The sequence below is a fragment of the Nocardioides hankookensis genome (genome assembly GCF_042658885.1).
Taxonomy (GTDB): Bacteria; Actinomycetota; Actinomycetes; order Propionibacteriales; family Nocardioidaceae; genus Nocardioides; species Nocardioides hankookensis.
In genome coordinates, this window is record NZ_JBHSRJ010000004.1 from 1,603,169 (window position 1) to 1,620,109 (window position 16,941).

Consider the following 16,941-nt stretch of genomic DNA (forward strand, 5'->3'; position numbering starts at 1 on the left):
CAGGGTCAGCGGCGTGGGATCCGCACCCAGAGCACGGCGCCGTCCTGGTCCTGATCGGCACCCAGCGTCCCGCCATGAGCAACAACGAGCGCCCGCGCGAGGTAGAGCCCGATCGTCACGCCCGTGCCGTCGTCGTTGAGGTCGAAGGGCTCGAAGAGCGCCTGCAGCACCTCGGTGTCGATGGGGTCCGCCTCGCGCACCACGCGCAGCTCCAACCAGGGCCCGATCTCGGCGACCTCGAGCCGCAGCGAGCGCGGCACCGGGATCGAGCGACCGGCCAGCCAGAGGTCACGGAGCACCCGACGGAAGTGGTCCGGGTCGACCGTGACGCCCACGTCGCCGCCGAGGCCCGCGATCTCCCCGAGCCCCTCCAGGTCGGCCGCGAGCTCGCCGATCGTGACGTACGTCGGCTCGAGCCGCGTCAGTCCGAGCGAGGACGCGGCGAGCAGCTCCACGTCGATGATCCGGTCCGCGAGGCGCGCCAGCGCGTCCGCGAGCTTGGCGAGCGAGCTGGCCACCATCTTCGGAGGCAGGTCGTCCTCCTCGAGCATCGCGACCCAGCCCCGGGCGACGGTCAACGGCGTACGCAGCTCGTGCGCGAACGCCGCCAGGAACCGGTCCCGCTGGTTCGCCGCCTCCGGGTCGGGCGTGTTGGTCACCTGCGCCGCGCCGGCCTCGACGAACGCCGCCACCCACCGGTGCACCAGCGCCGGGTCGACCGACCAGCGCGCCGCCACCTCGCCGGTGCTGCGCCCGCCGAGCACCTCGAGGACCGCCTGCACCCGCGGGTCGTGCTCGTCACGGGCGCGACCGCCCTCGAGCACCTCCGGACGCCACGCTGCTCCTTCGGACATGGCTACCTGATCGGTCGCGCAGAAGCCGACCTGAGCGGCCCGTTTGGCTGTGACTCCCGACGGGCAGAACCTGTCAACCCAGCAACCCGCCCCGCCGTGGAGGACGTCATGACCAGCTCGCCCCGATCCATCGCCCGACGCCTGCTCACCACCGCGGCGGCGCTCACTCTCGGCGGCTCGCTCGCGCTTGTCGACACGGCCCCGGCCCACGCCACGGCGTACGACACGATCGTGATCAAGGACCGCAAGAACGACACCGGCTACGAACCCGACTACCACTTCCCCGACGTCATCCGCACGACGTACCAGCACGTCGGCACCGGCAAGGACGCCACCTTGCGGGTGCTGGTCCAGCTCCGCAAGGACGTGCGGTGGAACCGGCTCGACCAGCTCTCCTTCGACGCCAACCGCACCCAGGTCCACGTCTACGACGCAAACGATCGCGGTCACTACGTCCTCGCCCTGTGGCCGCGCGCACCGCACGGCAACGAGCGCGTGTGCCGCGTCTGCGGACTCAAGCTGAACAAGGACAAGCGCAACGTCCTGATGACGATCCCGTACTCCAAGCTCGGCCAGCCCTCCAGCATCAAGCTCGGGGTCCTCTACATCGCCCAGGGCCTGGTCCAGGACCGCGTGGCCAAGCCCTCGCGACCGCTCTACTGAGCGCCTGGAGACGCAGCAGAGGCCGCCTCCCGCGAGTGCGGGAAGCGGCCTCTGACCTGCAGTTTCTCCGGTCGGGCTGACAGGATTTGAACCTGCGACCCCTTGACCCCCAGTCAAGTGCGCTACCAAGCTGCGCTACAGCCCGAACGGCCGCCGCCTCGTGAGCAGCGAACCGGCGTGAACACTACCGCAGCCCGGGCGTTCGACCGGCATCGGGTGCCGCTTTCACGCCTGTCTCGGACCGCCTCCGTCGCTTATGTGATTCCCGTCACACGCAGCCTGGTCTAGTCGTACGTTCTAGACGTTTCTGGCTCCGGGGGAAGAGGGAGGCACCACCATGAACCGCAGCAGCAAGGTGATGATCGGCGTCGGCGCTGCCGTCGCCCTGGTGGTCGGAGCGACCGGCGGCGCCGTCGGGGTACAGCTCGTGACCAGCGCGCAGATCAAGAACGGCACGATCCAGACCGTGGACCTCAGCCCGGCGGTCGTGCGCCAGCTCAAGCAGGCGGGGCCCCGAGGCCCCGCAGGCCAAGCCGGGTCGGACGGCGCGGACGGCACGAACGGGGCCCAGGGGGTCCAGGGCATCCAGGGCATCCAGGGACCGCCCGGCCCGGCGGCGTCCGACCAGCTCGGCGCCCTGGCCGCCGACGCGAGCAGCGCGGCCACCACGGTCGCCAACATCGGCGGCACGTTCGGGAAGTTCACCGCGACGGTGCGCGCGACCGAGCTCGACTCGTTCACGCTGCCGGCCGGCACCTACCAGCTCAGCGCCGACGGGTTCTTCCACTCGACGGCGGTGGTCTCGGGCCTCACCAGGCTCCAGCTGGCGTTGCGGATCGACGACGGCACCGACTGGGGCGTGGACGTGGGCACCTGCTTCACCGACTCCACGAGTCCGCTCGCAGACCGCGAGTCGAGCTGCCAGACGACCCGGGTGATCGACCTCGCCGCGCCGACCGAGATCCTGGTCTACGCGTTCGGGTACGCCGACAACCAGGGCTCGGCCGACAGCGGCAAGTTCCAGGCCGTCTCGCACGTCTCGGCGATCCGGGTGGACTGAGCTCGGGAGGGTCCTCAGCCCATCGACTTCTGGCCGTCGATGGTCTCGCGGATGATGTCGGCATGGCCGGCGTGCTGGGCGGTCTCGGCCACGATGTGGGCGAACACCCGGCGCGCCGACCAGCTGGCGCCCGGCTCGAACCACGGCTGCGCCGGGAGCGGCTGGCGCGAGTCGAGGTCGAGCTCCGGGTTGGCGAGCAGCGCGTCGGTCGCCTCGGCGACCTCGTCGTACGTCGCGAGCAGGCTCGGCAGGGTCTCCCCCTCGAGCATCCGGAACCCGTCGGTGTACTCCTGGACCGAGGCCGGGGGGTTGCTCCAGTCGATGCTCTCCCAGTCGATGTCGGGCTGCTCGGCCGGGCCCTCGACGATGAAGTCGGCCCAGGTCTTCTCGACGAGCGTCACGTGCTTCACGAGGCCGCCGAGGCAGAGCGCGCTGGCGGTCGGGGTGGCCGCTGCCTGCTCGTCGGTCAGGTCGCGCACGGTGAACCGGAAGAGGTCGCGGTGCTTGGTCAGGAGGTCGAGGAGGTCGTCGCGTTCTGTGGTCATGCCACGACTCTAGGAACGCAACAGGTCAGGATCTGTCCTCAATGAGAGGCGACCTGGGCGGAGTTCTTCGAGACCCGCAACGAGGAGGTGTCGACCGCGACGAACGCCGACGCGGGGATGCCTTTGAGCTCCTCGATCAGCCGCTCCGGCCAGTGCCGGTTCTGCTCGCCCTGGAAGAACCACGGCGACCCGTTGTCGGCGAGCACGAGGCCGTAGGTCTTCATCGCCCGCACCACCGCGACGGTCGCCGGCGAGAGGCCCGCGGTCGAGAAGCCGGCCTTCAGCCGGAACCGGGCACCCATCGGCGGGAAGGCCTGGCTGGCGCGCGAGCCGGCGTCGTGCCGGGCCGGCCAGAGGTGGTGCCGGCTGGTCACGTCGGTGGTGAACCGGATCGCGTGGTCGACCCGGCCCGCCTTCACCTCGGCCCAGCGCAGCAGCCCCGGCAGGATCGGCAGCCCGGCGGCATCGGCTGAGGTCCAGCCGTCGGGGCGCAGCGCGTTGGAGCGCAGCGACCACACCGCCCCGGAGCCCGCCACCCAGCGACCTCCGCTGGTCCGGGTGTTCCAGGTCTCGTAGAGCTTGCAGGCACCTCGGTCGACGACGACCGTGTGCTTGTCGCCGTCCGAGCCGCGGCCGCCCTCGACCCGGGTGTCCTTGCCGAGCGGGTAGCGCACCCGATCGCTCTCGTCGGCGTAGTCGAAGCGCACCCGCACCTTCGCGTGCGACGGCTTCACGACCGTGACCGGGATGCCGTAGGCGGGCCCGTCCCCGTACGACGGCCCGAAGTCGGGGTGCAGGTCGCGGTCGGTGGACATGTGCGAGAGCCACTGCCGGCTGCGGGCGTGGACGGGCAGTCCGCTGACGTCGGCGTTCCACCAGTTGTCCACCGGGAAGACCCGGCAACCGCCCACGGCGCGCTCCACCGGCGCCGGTTGCGCGGCTGCGTTCGGGACCACCACCAGCGCAGTGCTCACCAGCAGGAGGACGATCAGTCGTCGCATCCGACGACGGTACTACCGCTTGCGCTTCTCCCGCGGCCGCTGCTGCAGCACGATCGGGGTCCCGACGAAGCCGAACTCCTCGCGCAGGCGGCGCTCGATGAACCGCTCGTACGACGCGTCGAGCTTGCCGCTCGTGAAGAGGACGAACGTCGGCGGCGCGGTCGAGGCCTGGGTGCCGAAGAGGATCCGCGGCTGCTTGCCGCTGCGGACCGGGTGCGGGTGCTCGGCGACCAGGCGACCGAGGAAGCCGTTGAGGGCACCGGTCGAGATCCGGGTCTCCCACCCGGCGAGCGCCTTGTCCAGCGCGGGCACCAGCCGGTCGATGTGCCAGCCGGTGCGGGCCGTGAAGTTGATCCGCGGCGCCCACTGCACCTGCACGAGCTCACGCTCGATCTCGCGCTCGAGGTAGTAGCGGCGCTCCTCGTCGACGAGGTCCCACTTGTTGAAGGCGATCACCAGGGCGCGGCCGGCCTCGCGGACGGTCTGGAGGATGCGGACGTCCTGCTCGGAGATCGACTGCTCGGCGTCGAGCACGAGGACGGCGACCTCGGCGCGGTCGATCGCGGTCGAGGTCCGCAGCGACGCGTAGTACTCGTGGCCCGACGCCTCCTTGACCCGCTTGCGCAGGCCGGCGGTGTCGATGAAGCGCCAGACCTCGCCACCGAGCTCGATCAGCTCGTCGACGGGGTCGACGGTCGTGCCGGCGACGTTGTCGACGACGACGCGCTGCTCCCCCGCGAGCTGGTTGAGCAGCGACGACTTGCCGACGTTGGGCTTGCCGACGATCGCGACGCGACGCGGTCCGCCGACCTCGCCCAGCCGCTCGGGCGGGGGCTCGGGCAGGGCGGCCAGCACGGCGTCGAGCATGTCGCCCGATCCGCGGCCGTGCAGCGCCGACACCGGGAACGGCTCACCGAGCCCGAGGTTCCACAGCCCGTAGGTCTCCGCCTCGGTGCGCTGGTCGTCGACCTTGTTGGCGGCGAGCACGACGGGCTTGCCGGAGGCGCGCAGGATCCGCACGACCGCCTCGTCGTGATCGGTGATCCCGACCGTGGCGTCGACGACGAAGAGCACGGCGTCGGCGAGGCGTACGGCGATCTCGGCCTGCGCGGCGATCGAGGCGGCGAGGCCGCGGGCGTCCGGGTCCCAGCCGCCGGTGTCGACGACGGTGAAGGCGCGCCCGCTCCAGTTGGCGTCGTAGGACACCCGGTCCCGGGTCACGCCCGGGATGTCCTCGACGACGGCCTCGCGCCGACCGATGATCCGGTTGACGAGGGTCGACTTGCCGACGTTGGGCCGACCGACGACGGCGAGGATCGGGACCGGCCCGGTGTCCTCAGCCACGCCCTCCGCTGCATCGAGGGGGGCCGGGTCGTGCTCGGTCATGGTGCTCCTTCATCGGTGACCCCGGTGGCGGGGTCTGGATCTACGTCAGTGGGCGGCAGCGGACCCGGGAGCTCCCGGCCGGTCGACGCGCGCGCCCGGTCCAGCTGGACCAGCATGTGCTCTCGGAGCAACAACGAGGCCTTCTCCACTTGTTCCCGGGTCCGGGGCCAGGGCACGGCCTCGAGCCGGTAGGCCTCGCCGAAGACGACGTCGACGACCGCCCCCCGCTTCGGCAGCGAGCCGCTGGTGCCGCCGGGCTCGCGGCTGCCGAGCGTCGTCACGGGTACGACGGGGGCTCCGGAGACCAGCGCGAGGTAGGCCGCACCGCGGTGGAACCGCTCGAGGTCCCCGGCGCCGCGGCTGCCCTCGGGGTAGATGCCCACCACCCGGCCGTCGCGCAGCGCCTTGAGACAGGTCTTCACCGCGCGCGGGTCGGTGTTGAACCGGTCCAGCGGGACCTGCCCCGACGCCCACAGGAACCGCCCCATGAAGCCCCGGAACATCTCGATCTTGGTCAGCACGTGAGCGGGACGGGGCGCGAAGATCGCGAGCAGCGGACCGTCGATGACGCCGACGTGGTTGGAGGCGAAGATCACCGGCCCGGTGGCCGGCACGTGGGCGGCGTCGTGCACCTGCACGTCGTACCGCCGACGGATGACCCAGCGCGCGAGCGGCCGCAGCGTGTGGAGCAGGAAGCGCGGGGCGCCCTTGACCTGGTCGCTGCGGGGTCGCTCGAGGTGCGGGTCGGTCACGGGTGTGCCCCCACGTCCTCGACGAGGGCCACGACCAGGCCGATGACCTCGTCGAGGGTGTACGGCGTGGTGTCGATGTGCACCGCGCCGTCGGCCATGGTCAGCGGGGCCGTCGCCCGGCCGGAGTCGATCTTGTCGCGGGCGAGCAGCGACTCCTGCGTCGCGGCGACGTCGGCGCCACCCTGCTCGGCGGCCCGGCGGACGGCGCGGGCGGCGGCGTCGGCGCTGATGTAGAGCTTCACGGGAGCGTCGGGGACGACGACCGACCCGATGTCGCGGCCCTCGACGACGATGCCGCTCTCGGCGGACTCGGCCGCGATGACGGCGCGCTGGAGCTCGAGGAGACGGGAGCGGACCTCGGGGACGGCGCTCACCGGCGACACGGCCGCGTTGACCTCGTCGCTGCGGATCGCGGTCGCCACGTCGACGCCGTCGACGGTGATCGTCGGCGCCAGCGGGTCGGTGCCGGAGACGATCGCGGGCTCGGCGCAGCGAGCGGCGACCGCTGTCGGGTCGTGGACGTCGACGCCCGCGCGCAGCAGCCACCACGTCATCGCGCGGAACATCGCACCCGTGTCGAGGTAGCGCATCCCGAGCCGGTCGGCGACGCCGCGCGAGGTGCTCGACTTGCCCGATCCGGAGGTGCCGTCCACGGCGACGACAAGACCAGGGGCAACCGAGCGCGCAGAGCTGTTCACGGGGCCGCAGCCTACCGGTGTGTCACCCAACCGCGGGATTCGAGCGACGCGAGCAGGTGCTCCGCCCGGGTCTCGTCGACGAGCAGCTCCACGAGACCGACCTCGCGGCCCAGGTCGTGGTCGATGTGCACGTCCTCGATGTTGACGTCGCTCTCCCCCGCCGCGGCGAAGAGCCGGGCCAGGACGCCGGGCTCGTCGGGCACGGAGACGAACACCGAGGCGGTCGGTCGCACCGGCCCGCCGTGCTTGCCCGGGATCGCCCGGGTGCCGTCGACGCCGCGCTCCAGCAGCTCCCAGAGCCGGGCCCGGTCGGCGTCGGTGAGGGCGCTGATCATGGCGTCGAGCCCGACCCGCACCTCGGCGAGCAGCTCGACGACCGCCGCCGAGTTGGCGGCCACGATCTGCCCGTAGAGCTCCGGGCTCCCACCCGCCACCCGCGTCACGTCGCGCACGCCCTGGCCCGACAGCTTCAGGTAGTCGGCGGGCGCGTCGGCGAGCCGTCCCGCGGCCAGCGACGCCAGCAGGTGCGGCACGTGCGAGGTCCGGGCGACGGCGCGGTCGTGGTCCTCCGGGCTGAGCCGCACCACCACGGCGGCGCACAGCTCGGCGAGCTGCTCCACGAGCGCGACCCCGTCGGGGTCGGCGTCCGGGTGCGGCGCCACGGCCCACGGGCGGCCCTCGAACAGGTCGGCGGTCGCAGCCAGCGGGCCGGAGCGCTCGCTGCCGGCCATCGGGTGCCCCCCGACGTAGCGGCGTACCCCCGGTTCGCCGGCCACGGCCGCGAGCGGGCCGGTCTTGACGCTGCCGACGTCGGTCACGACGGCGTCGCTGTCACGCAGCGCCTGGGCGATGGCCGCGCCGAGGTGGTCGGGCGGCACCGCGACGACGACGAGCTGGGGCCGGTCGCCCTCGACCCGGGGCCGCCCGGCGCCGAGCGCGGAGGCGGTGCGCACGTGGTCGGCCGAGACGTCGGTCAGCAGCACGTCGAGCCCGGCCCGGCGGCACGCGAGCGCGACCGAGGTGCCGAGCAGGCCGACACCGACGACCTCGACAGGTCCGACCAGGCCGTCACTCATCGTCGGGCACCGCTCGCACCCGGGTCAGGTCGCGGCGCAGCGCTGCGGCTCCGTGCAGGTAGACGTGCGTGATGTCGGCGCGCGGGAGGTCGGTCTCGACGTGCGCCATCATCCGCACGACGCGCGGCATCGAGCCCTCGATCTCCAGCTCGCGCGCGCAGATCAGCGGCACGTCGCCGAAGCCGAGCCGCCGCGCGGCGTACGCCGGGAACTCCGAGTGCAGGTCGGAGGTCGCAGTGAAGATCACCGAGATGAAGTCGTCGACCTCGAGCCCGTTGGACTCCATGACGTCGGTGACCATCTCCGCCACACGCTCGAGCATGTGGTCACGCACGTCCTCGTCGAGCTGGGTCGCTCCTCGCACTGCCCTGACTGCCACGCGGGCAACACTATCGAGGCTGGTAGCTCCCGAAGGACCAGTGGTTGCCCTCTGGATCCTCGACGCTCCCGCCGCGGCCGCCGTAGTCCTGGTCGACCATCTCCCGCACGACCGTCGCGCCGGCCGCGACGGCGCGGTCGAACACGCCGTCCGGGTCGTCCATGACGAGGTACGCCGCGGAGCCGCCGGCGTTGCCGACCGCACCGTCGGGGCGCTCGCTGCCGAACATCAGGCCGCCTCCCCCGTCCGGCCAGAGCCACTCGGCGTGGACGACGGTGCCCGGGTCGGTCTCGTCGCGGTAGGTCGCGTGCTCGACGAAGCCGATCACGCTCAACCACGCGATCATCCGGTCCGCGTCGCGGAAGGTCATGGTGTGCCAGAGGCGGATGTCCGCTGCGTTGCTCATGCCCTCATCGTCACGGCTCGGCGCGGCCCAGGTCTTGAAGGAACGGGAACTCCTCGCGCAGCCAGGTCGTCGGCGGGCAGCCGGCCAGATCGACCCACTCCCGGCTGAGGTGCGCCTGGTCGGCGTACCCGCAGTCGTGGGCGACCGCCGCCAGCGGGCGGCGCCCCAGCTGGGCGCGCGAGCGCTCGAAGCGCCCGACCCGGCGGACCTCCTGCGGCGTCAGCCCGCACTCGCGCCGGACCAGGGTCGCGAGGTGCCGGCGGCTGTAGCCGACGTCGTCGGCGACCTGCTGCACCGTCGCGCCGCGCGTCAGGCCGGCCAGCGCCCGGCCGACCTCGGCCCGGGCGGCCGGCGCGCCGCGGTGGGCGAGCTCGGCGAGGAGCGCCCGCGCGACGAGGGTCGCGCGCAGGTCGGCCGGGCACTCCGCCAGGCGCTCGGGCAGGTGCCTCAGCCGGGGCGCCACCTCGGCGAGCTCGAGCATCTCCCCGGACAGCTCGGCGGCCGGCAGGCCGAGGAGCGCCCGGGCGCCGATCGGGGTCAGACCCAGCTGGACCCCGCGCTGGTGTCCGTCATGGTGGATCTCGGCGGGCCGGGCGTGCAGGCCGGACACGCTCGACCACCGCGTCTCCCGGCTGGAGGGCACGCCGCGCCAGCCCACGTCGAGCGGGTCCCCGACCGGGAGCACGAGGGTGAGCGTCGTCGACGGCAGCCCCCGGTGCACGCCGGGCGCACCGAGGTCCACGTCGTACGCCGTCAGGGAGGCGACGTACGGCGCCAGCGCGGGCGCGACCGGGGCCATGTGACCCACGCTACGACGAGGTGCCCGCAGGGGTGAGCCGCGAACGCCACCAATCCTGTAGACATCTGGGGTGACCACGATCGACGACCCCCCGATCCTCGCCGTCAGCGACGAGCTGGTCGGCGCGACCCGCGTCGTCCGCTGCGCCGGCGAGATCGACCTCGCCACCGTGCCCCAGCTCCGCGACCGGGTCAGCCGGCTCCAGGTCGACGGCCCGCCGCACCTGGTGATCGACCTGACCGGGGTCACCTTCATCGACTCGCTGGGCCTGGGCGCGCTGATCGGCGCGCACAAGCGGGCGCGGGTGCTCAAGGGGTCGCTGGTGCTGGTGCCCAGCGAGGCCGCGACCCGGGTGTTCGCCGCGACCGCGCTCGACCGGGTCTTCGAGCTCCGGGCGTCCGTCGACGAGGCCCTCGCGGGCTAGGGTGCGTCTCCTTATCCGGCGCCGTCGCGAGCAGGATTTCGCGCCGTATCTGGCAAGGCGGAGGTGCGAAGGCGGGACGGAGTCCCGTCGAGTCGCCGACAACGCGGCCAGATCGGATGCGAAAGCCTGCGTAGCAGGCGCTCCCGGATAAGGAGCCGTGCCCTAGAGCTGGGTGCTGTCGAGCAGCTCGCCGAGCTCGTCGAGCGTGAGGTCGCGCATCTCCCCCGACAGCAGCCCGCGCAGCACGACCGGGCCGAGCTGGGTGCGGGTGAGACGGCGCACCGGGTAGCCGATGTGGTCCATCAGCCGCCGCACGATCCGGTTGCGGCCCTCGTGGATGACGATCTCGACGATCGACTTCTCCTTGCCGGCCTCGATGATCCGCGCCTTGCTCACCGTGACCGGGCCGTCGTCGAGCGTCACGCCCTCGAGCAGCTGCTTGAGGGTGCGCCGGTAGATCTCGCCCTCGACCTCGGCGACGTACGTCTTGTCCACCTCGTACGACGGGTGCGCCAGCCGCTGCGCGAAGTCGCCGTCGTTGGTGAGGATGATCAGCCCGGCCGTGTCGGTGTCGAGCCGGCCGACGTGGAAGAGCCGCTCGGGACGGTCCGCGACCAGGTCGCCGAGCGAGCGCCGGCCCTCCGGGTCGGACATCGTCGAGACCACGCCCCGGGGCTTGTTCAGCACCAGGTAGACCTTCTCGGAGACCGGCGGCAGCCGCTTGCCGTCGACACGGATCACCGCCGTGCGCGGGTCCACCTTGGTGCCGAGCCGGGTGACGACCTCGCCGTCGACCTCGACCTTGCCGTCGAGCATCAGCTCCTCGCACTTGCGGCGGGACGCGACGTTCGACATCGCGAGCAGCTTCTGGAGCCGGATCAGCCCGTCGTCGTCGGTCTGGATCTCGCTCACGTGGGCTCGGTCCCACCGTCGGGCTCGGTGCCGTCGCCGCTGTGCGGCGAGGGGTGCCCCTCGGGAGCCGGCTCGCTCAGCACCGGGGCCGGCGCGACCATCTCGGCGAGCTCGTCCTCGAGGTCGGCCATGTCGGGCAGGTACGGCGCGAGCTCGGGCAGCTCGTCGAGCGAGGAGACACCGATCCGCTCCAGGAAGTAGCCGGTCGTGCGGTAGAGGTTCGAGCCGGTCTCGTGGTCCTGGCCTGCTTCTTCGACCAGGCCCCGGTTGAGCAACGTGCGCATCACGCCGTCGACGTTCACGCCACGGATCGCGGAGACCCGGGCCCGGGAGACGGGCTGCTTGTAGGCCACGACCGACAGCGTCTCGAGCGCCGCCTGGGTCAGCCGGGCCTGCTGGCCGTCGAGGATGTAGCCCTCCACGACCGCGGCGAACTCCTCGCGCGTGTAGTAGCGCCAGCCGCCGCCGACGTTGCGCAGCTCGAAGCCGCGCACCTGCTCGTCGTACTCGGCGGCGAGCGCGCCCAGGGCCTCGGTGACCTCGGCGACCGGGTAGCCCACCGCCGTGGCCAGGCTGACCGTCTCCATCGGCTGGTCGGCCACCATCAGCAGCGCCTCCAGCGAGGGCCGGAGCGCGGCGAGCGGCACCGCGATCGTCTCGTCGGCCTCGGTCGTCACCTGCGACTCGGTCTCCGTCTCAGTCATCGTCGTTCTCCTGCTCCAGCGCTTCTCGTACGTCGGCCACCTCGGTCTGGGCCTCGGGCGGTGCTCCGTCGAACTCGTCGGTGACCAGCTCGTCCACGTCGGTGTCGTCGTCCCCGGTCCACCGTACGGTCAGCTCGCCGAGCGGGGTCACCTGCTCGAAGCCGACCGCGCCCTCGCGGAACAGCTCCAGCAGCGAGAGGAACCGGGCGACCGTGGTCAGCCGGCCGGGCGAGTCGCCGCACAGCGCGCGGAACGTCATCGACCCGCTGCGCCGCAGCCGCTCGACGACCAGGGCCGCCTGCTCGCGCACGCTCACCTTGGCCGCGTGGATGTGGTGCAGCGACAGCTCGAGCACCGGCTTGGGCTCCAGGGCCTTCGCGGCGAGCTGCGCGAACTGGTCGAGCCCGATCCCGATCAGCACCTCGGGCAGCAGCCCGGCGTACCTCTCCTCGAGGCCGACCGCGCGCGGGTGCCGCTTGGACTCGGCCGCGAGTCGCTGCTCGAGCACGGACGCGACCTGCTTGAACGCCTTGTACTGCATCAGCCGGGCGAAGAGCAGGTCGCGCGCCTCGAGCAGCGCGAGGTCCTCCTCGTCCTCGACGTCGCCCGACGGCAGCAGCCGCGCCGCCTTGAGGTCGAGCAGCGTCGACGCCACCAGCAGGAACGACGTCGTCTGCTCGAGGTCCCAGACCGGCCCACCGGCCTTCACGTGGGCGATGAACTCGTCGGTCACCTTCGACAGCGCGACCTCGGTGATGTCGAGCTTGTGCTTGGCGATCAGGTTGAGCAGCAGGTCGAAGGGACCCTCGAAGTTGTCCAGGTGCAGGGCGAACTCGGGGGCGGAGACCGGCGTGGTCTCCCCCGCCACGACGGTGGCGCCGGGCTCCTGGATGTCGGCGGTCATCCCTCGGTCAATCGACGGACGAGGGCGCTGTCGTCACCGTTGGCCTCGAAGTCGGCGAGCACCATCGCGATCGCCTCGCGCACCAGGCGTCCCCGGTCGACGGCCAGGCCGTGCGAGCGGCGCAGGCCGAGCCGGGCGTGCTCGATGTCGAGCAGCTCGTCGGACGTCACGTAGACCGTCATCTTCTCGTCGTGCCGCACCCGTCCGCTCGGCTTCTTCGGCGCGGAGGTCTCCTCCTCCGCAGCCGCGGGCGCCGGGTCGGCGGGCGCGGCCTCGACGGAGGACGGCTCCGCGCCCTGCGCCGTACGGCGGAAGAGGTCGTCGGCCGCGGGCAGGCTCACTCGTCGGGCCAACGAGCCAGCACCTCCTTGGCCAGCTGACGGTAGGAGTCAGCGCCGGCGGAGCTGGAGGCGTACGCCGTGATCGGCTCGCCCGCCACGGTCGCGTCGGAGAACTTCACGGTCCGCCGGATCACGGTGTGGAAGACCGTGTCGCCCCATGCCTGGACCAGCCGCTCCATGACCTCGCGGCTGTGCAGGGTGCGGCCGTCGTACATCGTGCCGAGCACGCCGTAGATCTCGAGCTTGGGGTTGAGCCGCTCGCGGACCTTGTCGATGGTCGTCTTGAGCAGGGCCACGCCGCGCAGCGCGAAGTACTCGCACTCCAGCGGGACGATGACGCCGTCGGAGGCCGTCAGCGCGTTGACCGTCAGCAGGCCGAGGGAGGGCTGGCAGTCGATGAGGATGACGTCGTACGTCGCGAGCGCGGGCTCGAGCACCCGCTGCAGGGTCTGCTCCCGGGCCACCTCGTGCACGAGCTGCACCTCGGCGGCGGACAGGTCGATGTTGGACGGCAGCAGGTCCATGCCGTCGATGCCGGTCTTCACGACGACCTCGTCGAGGGTGACGTCGCGGTCCATCAGCAGGTTGTAGATGCTGAGGTCCATCTCGTGGGGGTTGAGCCCCAGCCCGACCGACAGCGAGCCCTGCGGGTCGAAGTCGACCAGCAGCACCTTGCGGCCGTACTCGGCGAGCGAGGCCCCGAGGTTGATCGTCGTCGTGGTCTTGCCGACGCCCCCCTTCTGGTTGCACATCGACACCACGCGGGCGCGGCCGTGGGTGGCCACCGGTCCTGGCTCGGGCAGGTCGGGCATCGGACGCCCGGTGGGTCCGAGCTTCGGCTCGGCACCCGCGGGGCGCTCGAAGGGCAGGGGGTCGGACACGGGCAGCTCATCTCGCGGATCGGGGGAAGGCAGGCTGTCGGGAAGGTGGGGCGTGCGGATCTGGGGCGGCATCTCGCCGGCAGCGGACGGTCCTCCGAAGGTCCCACCTGAGCTCATCCGACGCTCCTCCCCGACTTGTCGACACGGCGACTTGTGGTCGACTTCCGGCGAGCCTAGGACCGCCCTCCGACAGCGACAACAGTGGGGCGGAAACCCCCAAGCAGACTGGGAAATCTGTGCACTCGGGCCCGCGTGGGTGCACAGGGCAGGTGTCGCCTGTGCACTTACCTGTGGAGGAGATCCTCGTACTCGGGGTGCTTGCCGATCCAGCTCTTGATGAAGGGACACAGCGCCAGCACCTCGTGTGTGCCGGTCGCGCGCACGTCGTCGAGCGCGTAGCGGGCCAGCGCCGAGCCGACGCCGTGGCCCTCGAACTTCGGGTCCACCTCGGTGTGCGTGAAGATCACCAGCCGGTCGGTCAGGTCGTACGCCGCGAAACCGGCCAGCTCCCCGTCCAGGTGCGCCTCGTAGCGGTGCTCGGCGGGGTTGTGGGAGGTCTCGACGTCGGCCATGGGCCCAGCCTACGGGCGGGTCACCAGGTGCAGCCGTCGCCCGGACGCTCGCCGATGTTGTGCATGCCGGTGATGTCGCCGGCGCCGAACCGGTAGTTGAGCGACGTGGCGACCGGGGCCATCACCTCGCGGCTGCCCGGGTCGGACGCCGCGTGGCCCAGGCCCATGGCGTGCAGCGTCTCGTGCATCATGATCTGGCCCCAGCCGGACCCGTCGAAGCCGGACGCGACCTGGGAGGCGCCCTTGTCCAGCGTCAGGTAGCCGTTGGCCATCCGCCAGTCGACGTCGAGGGCGGCCGCCCCCTGGCTGGTGGCGTAGCCACCGCCCACCCCGACGGTCGATCCCTGGAGGTCGTCGTACTGGGCCGCGCTCGCCCACGACACGAAGAGGTCGGCGTCGTCCGGGAAGGTCGGGTGGTTCTGCCCGCGGTAGCTGAAGGAGCTGGTCCCGACGTACTTGAACTTCAGCCCGGAGACACCGGAGATCTTCGCGATCGCCCGGGTCACGTCGGCGCGCGCGTCGTAGGCCTCGCCGTCGGGGTTGTACCGCCACGTGATCACGGTGCAGGGGTCCCACCGGACGCTGTCCTTGCCGAACAGCGAGGACCAGTCGTTCTTGGACCCGGCGGCGTCGTACCCGTTGGGCAGCGCCTCGGCGGCGTCGTAGTCGTCGGTGCCCGGGACCGTCGGCCCGGTGCCGCCGGTGCCGCCGGAGCTGCCAGAGGTCTTGGTGACCTTGACCTTGAGGCTGCCGGTGACGAGCCCGCGGAGACCGCCCGCCGCCGGCGCCTGGGCCCGGAAGACGCGGGTGGCCGCCGTCGTGCCGGCCGGCAGCCGGAACGCGAAGCTGCCGGTGCGCGCCGACCTGGTCCGGGCGACCACCTTCCAGCGACCGCTGCGCTTCTCGGCCAGCTGCACCGCGCGCGGCTTCTTTGCCACGACGACGTCGCCGGCGAACCGGATCGCGGTCCCCGTCCTGGCCGTCTTGGGCGCGCTGACGACGATCGGCGACGCCTTCCGGAGCTGGACGGCGTCCTGCCCGGAGGTCGGGTCGGCGGCGGGCGCCGACGGGGTCGAGCCCAGCAGCGTCACGACGGGGGCCAGGGCGGCCACCGCGACGAGGGCGCGCCGGACGGAGAACATGAGGGTCACGCTGCCATCGATCGGCAGGCGTCGCTGCCAGTTGCGTGAAACTGCGACTTCCGCCGCGCGGCCACCTAGACTTGCGGGGTGCAACGGTGGGGGGCCGTTCGGCTCGTGCTATCGGGGTTGCTCACGGGGGGCTTGATCGCGTCCGGGGTGACCCCTGTCGACGCGCGCTCGCACCAGCCGCACCGCGTGAGCGTCACGGCCGAGGTCGGTCCGGCCACGGTGCCGGTCGGCGAGCCGGCGACGCTCTCGGCCCGGCTCCGCCCGGCGCAGAAGGGCGTGCGCCTGCTGGTCCAGCGTCGCGCCACCGGACGGTGGGTGACCCTGGCCCGTCCCCGGACCGACGCCGCCGGGCGCGTCGCCGTGCGCCTCTCCACCGCGACCGTCGGCGTGCAGCAGCTCCGGGTGCTGCGCGGCTCCCCGCGTCCCGCACTGCGAGCGGTCTCGCGGCCGGTTACCGTCACCGTCGTGACCACGTCCAGCTGCACGCCCCGGGTCGCCCTCGTCGACCAGCAGGCAACGGACGGGGCGCGCTGCCTGGCCGCCCGCCTGGACCGCTGGCAGTCGGCGTCCGCCATGGGTGCCGGCCAGCAGCTCAACGTCTCCAACAGCGAGTACGCCGCCCCGCTGACAGCACTCGGCGCCCGGCCGGTCCACGTCGTCGGTCTCGACCTCAGGGAGCTCGTCGACAGCGAGGGCTACGGCTTCGCCGTACGCCCTCTCGACTACCTCAGCGGGCTGGCCCAGGAGGGCGCGGTGCTGAGCGTCTCCTGGCACCCGGACAACCCCTGGACGGCCGGGCCCTACAACGACCCTCGTCCTGCGAACCTCGACCAGCTCTTGGCCGACACCCCCGCCGCGACGGCGTTCTGGGCCGACTTCGACGCCGGCATGCAGCTGTTCGAGGCGCTCCAGGACCAGGGTGTCGCCGTCGTCTTCCGGCCGCTGCACGAGGCCAACGGCGACTGGTTCTGGTGGGGGCACCCGGAGGCCGCGACCTACCGCGCGCTCTGGTCGGCGATGCAGGCCCGCGCAGCGGGCCTCGGCGTGCACAACGTGCTCTGGGCCTACAGCTTCAACGCCGACACCGGGACCAACACGACGGCACCGGTCGGGCTGCTGCCGACGCGCGTCGACCTCGCCGGCATGGACAGCTACAGCCGGCCGGGCGAGGCACTGCCGACGACGGGGTACGCCGCGGTCGCCGCGAAGGTCCGCCGGATGACGTTCACCGAGGTCGGCCCCTACGAGACCCACGACGCGTCCTGGGACCCGGCAGCCGTCACCCGCGCCGCGCGGAGCCTCGCGAACCCGCCGATGTGGTCGATGTTCTGGTTCGACGACGGCACCGGCGTCAAGCAGCTGTCCTCGCTGACGCACGGCCGGTCCTGGCTCGACTCGTGCCGCAGCGGGTTCTGCTCCGTCGACTGACCCTG

21 protein-coding genes and 1 tRNA gene are annotated in these 16,941 nt (G+C 72.3%); 4 read left to right on the forward strand and 18 right to left on the reverse strand.

Annotated features, from left to right (window positions below; genetic code table 11):
• Nucleotides 1-5: 5 nt before the first annotated feature.
• The gene (locus tag ACFPYL_RS14260) at nt 6-854 is read right to left on the reverse strand and encodes a sensor histidine kinase (RefSeq protein WP_379155288.1); all 849 of its coding nucleotides are present in this window, start codon (nt 852-854) and stop codon (nt 6-8) included.
• Between the two features lie 108 nt (nt 855-962).
• Between ACFPYL_RS14260 and ACFPYL_RS14265 the strand changes: the two genes are divergently transcribed.
• Nucleotides 963-1,517, forward strand: coding sequence for a hypothetical protein (locus tag ACFPYL_RS14265; protein WP_379155291.1), 555 nt, complete (start codon nt 963-965; stop codon nt 1,515-1,517).
• Between the two features lie 71 nt (nt 1,518-1,588).
• Here ACFPYL_RS14265 and ACFPYL_RS14270 read toward each other — a convergent pair.
• A tRNA-Pro gene (locus ACFPYL_RS14270) sits at nt 1,589-1,662 on the reverse strand.
• A 192-nt stretch (nt 1,663-1,854) separates the two neighbouring features.
• On the opposite strand from ACFPYL_RS14270, the gene ACFPYL_RS14275 reads away from it, so the two are divergent.
• Complete coding sequence (locus ACFPYL_RS14275) at nt 1,855-2,577, forward strand: collagen-like triple helix repeat-containing protein (RefSeq protein WP_379155293.1); 723 nt, start codon at nt 1,855-1,857, stop codon at nt 2,575-2,577.
• Between the two features lie 14 nt (nt 2,578-2,591).
• Here the strand turns inward: ACFPYL_RS14275 and ACFPYL_RS14280 are convergent, their stop codons facing one another.
• Genes ACFPYL_RS14280 through ACFPYL_RS14320 form a run of 9 tightly spaced genes read right to left on the reverse strand, consistent with a single transcriptional unit; the run spans nt 2,592 to nt 9,619 of the window.
• Nucleotides 2,592-3,122: a DinB family protein gene (locus ACFPYL_RS14280; RefSeq protein WP_379155296.1), complete on the reverse strand. Its 531-nt coding sequence runs from the start codon at nt 3,120-3,122 to the stop codon at nt 2,592-2,594.
• A gap of 38 nt (nt 3,123-3,160) precedes the next feature.
• Nucleotides 3,161-4,123, reverse strand: coding sequence for a hypothetical protein (locus ACFPYL_RS14285; protein ID WP_379155298.1), 963 nt, complete (start codon nt 4,121-4,123; stop codon nt 3,161-3,163).
• A 12-nt stretch (nt 4,124-4,135) separates the two neighbouring features.
• Nucleotides 4,136-5,509 (reverse strand): ribosome biogenesis GTPase Der, encoded by a 1,374-nt coding sequence (gene der, locus ACFPYL_RS14290; protein ID WP_379155301.1) that lies wholly within the window; start codon nt 5,507-5,509, stop codon nt 4,136-4,138.
• Nucleotides 5,506-6,261, reverse strand: coding sequence for a lysophospholipid acyltransferase family protein (locus ACFPYL_RS14295; RefSeq protein WP_379155304.1), 756 nt, complete (start codon nt 6,259-6,261; stop codon nt 5,506-5,508). The genes der and ACFPYL_RS14295 overlap by 4 nt, the downstream gene beginning before the upstream one ends.
• Nucleotides 6,258-6,959 (reverse strand): (d)CMP kinase, encoded by a 702-nt coding sequence (cmk, locus tag ACFPYL_RS14300; protein ID WP_379155307.1) that lies wholly within the window; start codon nt 6,957-6,959, stop codon nt 6,258-6,260. The genes ACFPYL_RS14295 and cmk overlap by 4 nt, the downstream gene beginning before the upstream one ends.
• 11 nt (nt 6,960-6,970) lie before the next feature.
• A complete protein-coding gene (locus tag ACFPYL_RS14305) occupies nt 6,971-8,035 on the reverse strand; it encodes a prephenate dehydrogenase (protein ID WP_379155309.1) in 1,065 nt (354 codons plus the stop codon).
• On the reverse strand, nt 8,028-8,414 hold the full coding sequence (gene aroH, locus ACFPYL_RS14310) for a chorismate mutase (protein ID WP_379155312.1): 387 nt from the start codon (nt 8,412-8,414) through the stop codon (nt 8,028-8,030). The genes ACFPYL_RS14305 and aroH overlap by 8 nt, the downstream gene beginning before the upstream one ends.
• Nucleotides 8,415-8,424: 10 nt before the next feature.
• Nucleotides 8,425-8,820 carry a VOC family protein gene (locus ACFPYL_RS14315; RefSeq protein ID WP_379155315.1) on the reverse strand — a complete coding sequence of 132 codons (396 nt, stop codon included), beginning with the start codon at nt 8,818-8,820 and terminating at the stop codon, nt 8,425-8,427.
• Between the two features lie 10 nt (nt 8,821-8,830).
• A complete protein-coding gene (locus ACFPYL_RS14320; RefSeq protein ID WP_379155318.1) occupies nt 8,831-9,619 on the reverse strand; it encodes a helix-turn-helix domain-containing protein in 789 nt (262 codons plus the stop codon).
• A gap of 70 nt (nt 9,620-9,689) precedes the next feature.
• Between ACFPYL_RS14320 and ACFPYL_RS14325 the strand changes: the two genes are divergently transcribed.
• Nucleotides 9,690-10,043: an STAS domain-containing protein gene (locus ACFPYL_RS14325; protein ID WP_379155321.1), complete on the forward strand. Its 354-nt coding sequence runs from the start codon at nt 9,690-9,692 to the stop codon at nt 10,041-10,043.
• A 162-nt stretch (nt 10,044-10,205) separates the two neighbouring features.
• On the opposite strand, the gene ACFPYL_RS14330 is transcribed toward ACFPYL_RS14325, so the two are convergent.
• The 7 genes from ACFPYL_RS14330 to ACFPYL_RS14360 form a co-directional block, all read right to left on the reverse strand.
• Complete coding sequence (locus tag ACFPYL_RS14330) at nt 10,206-10,955, reverse strand: pseudouridine synthase (RefSeq protein WP_379155324.1); 750 nt, start codon at nt 10,953-10,955, stop codon at nt 10,206-10,208.
• Complete coding sequence (scpB, locus tag ACFPYL_RS14335) at nt 10,952-11,659, reverse strand: SMC-Scp complex subunit ScpB (RefSeq protein ID WP_379155326.1); 708 nt, start codon at nt 11,657-11,659, stop codon at nt 10,952-10,954. The genes ACFPYL_RS14330 and scpB overlap by 4 nt, the downstream gene beginning before the upstream one ends.
• Entirely contained in the window at nt 11,652-12,563 is a 912-nt protein-coding gene (locus ACFPYL_RS14340) for a segregation and condensation protein A (protein ID WP_379155329.1), read from the reverse strand. Before ACFPYL_RS14340 ends, scpB begins: the two co-directional genes overlap by 8 nt.
• Complete coding sequence (locus ACFPYL_RS14345; protein WP_379155332.1) at nt 12,560-12,916, reverse strand: hypothetical protein; 357 nt, start codon at nt 12,914-12,916, stop codon at nt 12,560-12,562. The genes ACFPYL_RS14340 and ACFPYL_RS14345 overlap by 4 nt, the downstream gene beginning before the upstream one ends.
• A complete protein-coding gene (locus ACFPYL_RS14350) occupies nt 12,901-13,785 on the reverse strand; it encodes a ParA family protein (protein ID WP_449289715.1) in 885 nt (294 codons plus the stop codon). Before ACFPYL_RS14350 ends, ACFPYL_RS14345 begins: the two co-directional genes overlap by 16 nt.
• 284 nt (nt 13,786-14,069) lie before the next feature.
• Nucleotides 14,070-14,357, reverse strand: a complete 288-nt coding sequence (locus ACFPYL_RS14355; RefSeq protein WP_379155334.1) for a GNAT family N-acetyltransferase — start codon at nt 14,355-14,357, stop codon at nt 14,070-14,072.
• A 20-nt stretch (nt 14,358-14,377) separates the two neighbouring features.
• Nucleotides 14,378-15,499 carry a hypothetical protein gene (locus tag ACFPYL_RS14360; RefSeq protein WP_379155337.1) on the reverse strand — a complete coding sequence of 374 codons (1,122 nt, stop codon included), beginning with the start codon at nt 15,497-15,499 and terminating at the stop codon, nt 14,378-14,380.
• 195 nt (nt 15,500-15,694) lie between these two features.
• Here ACFPYL_RS14360 and ACFPYL_RS14365 point away from each other — a divergent pair, with 195 nt between their 5' ends.
• Entirely contained in the window at nt 15,695-16,936 is a 1,242-nt protein-coding gene (locus tag ACFPYL_RS14365; RefSeq protein WP_379155340.1) for a glycosyl hydrolase, read from the forward strand.
• Nucleotides 16,937-16,941: the final 5 nt, after the last annotated feature.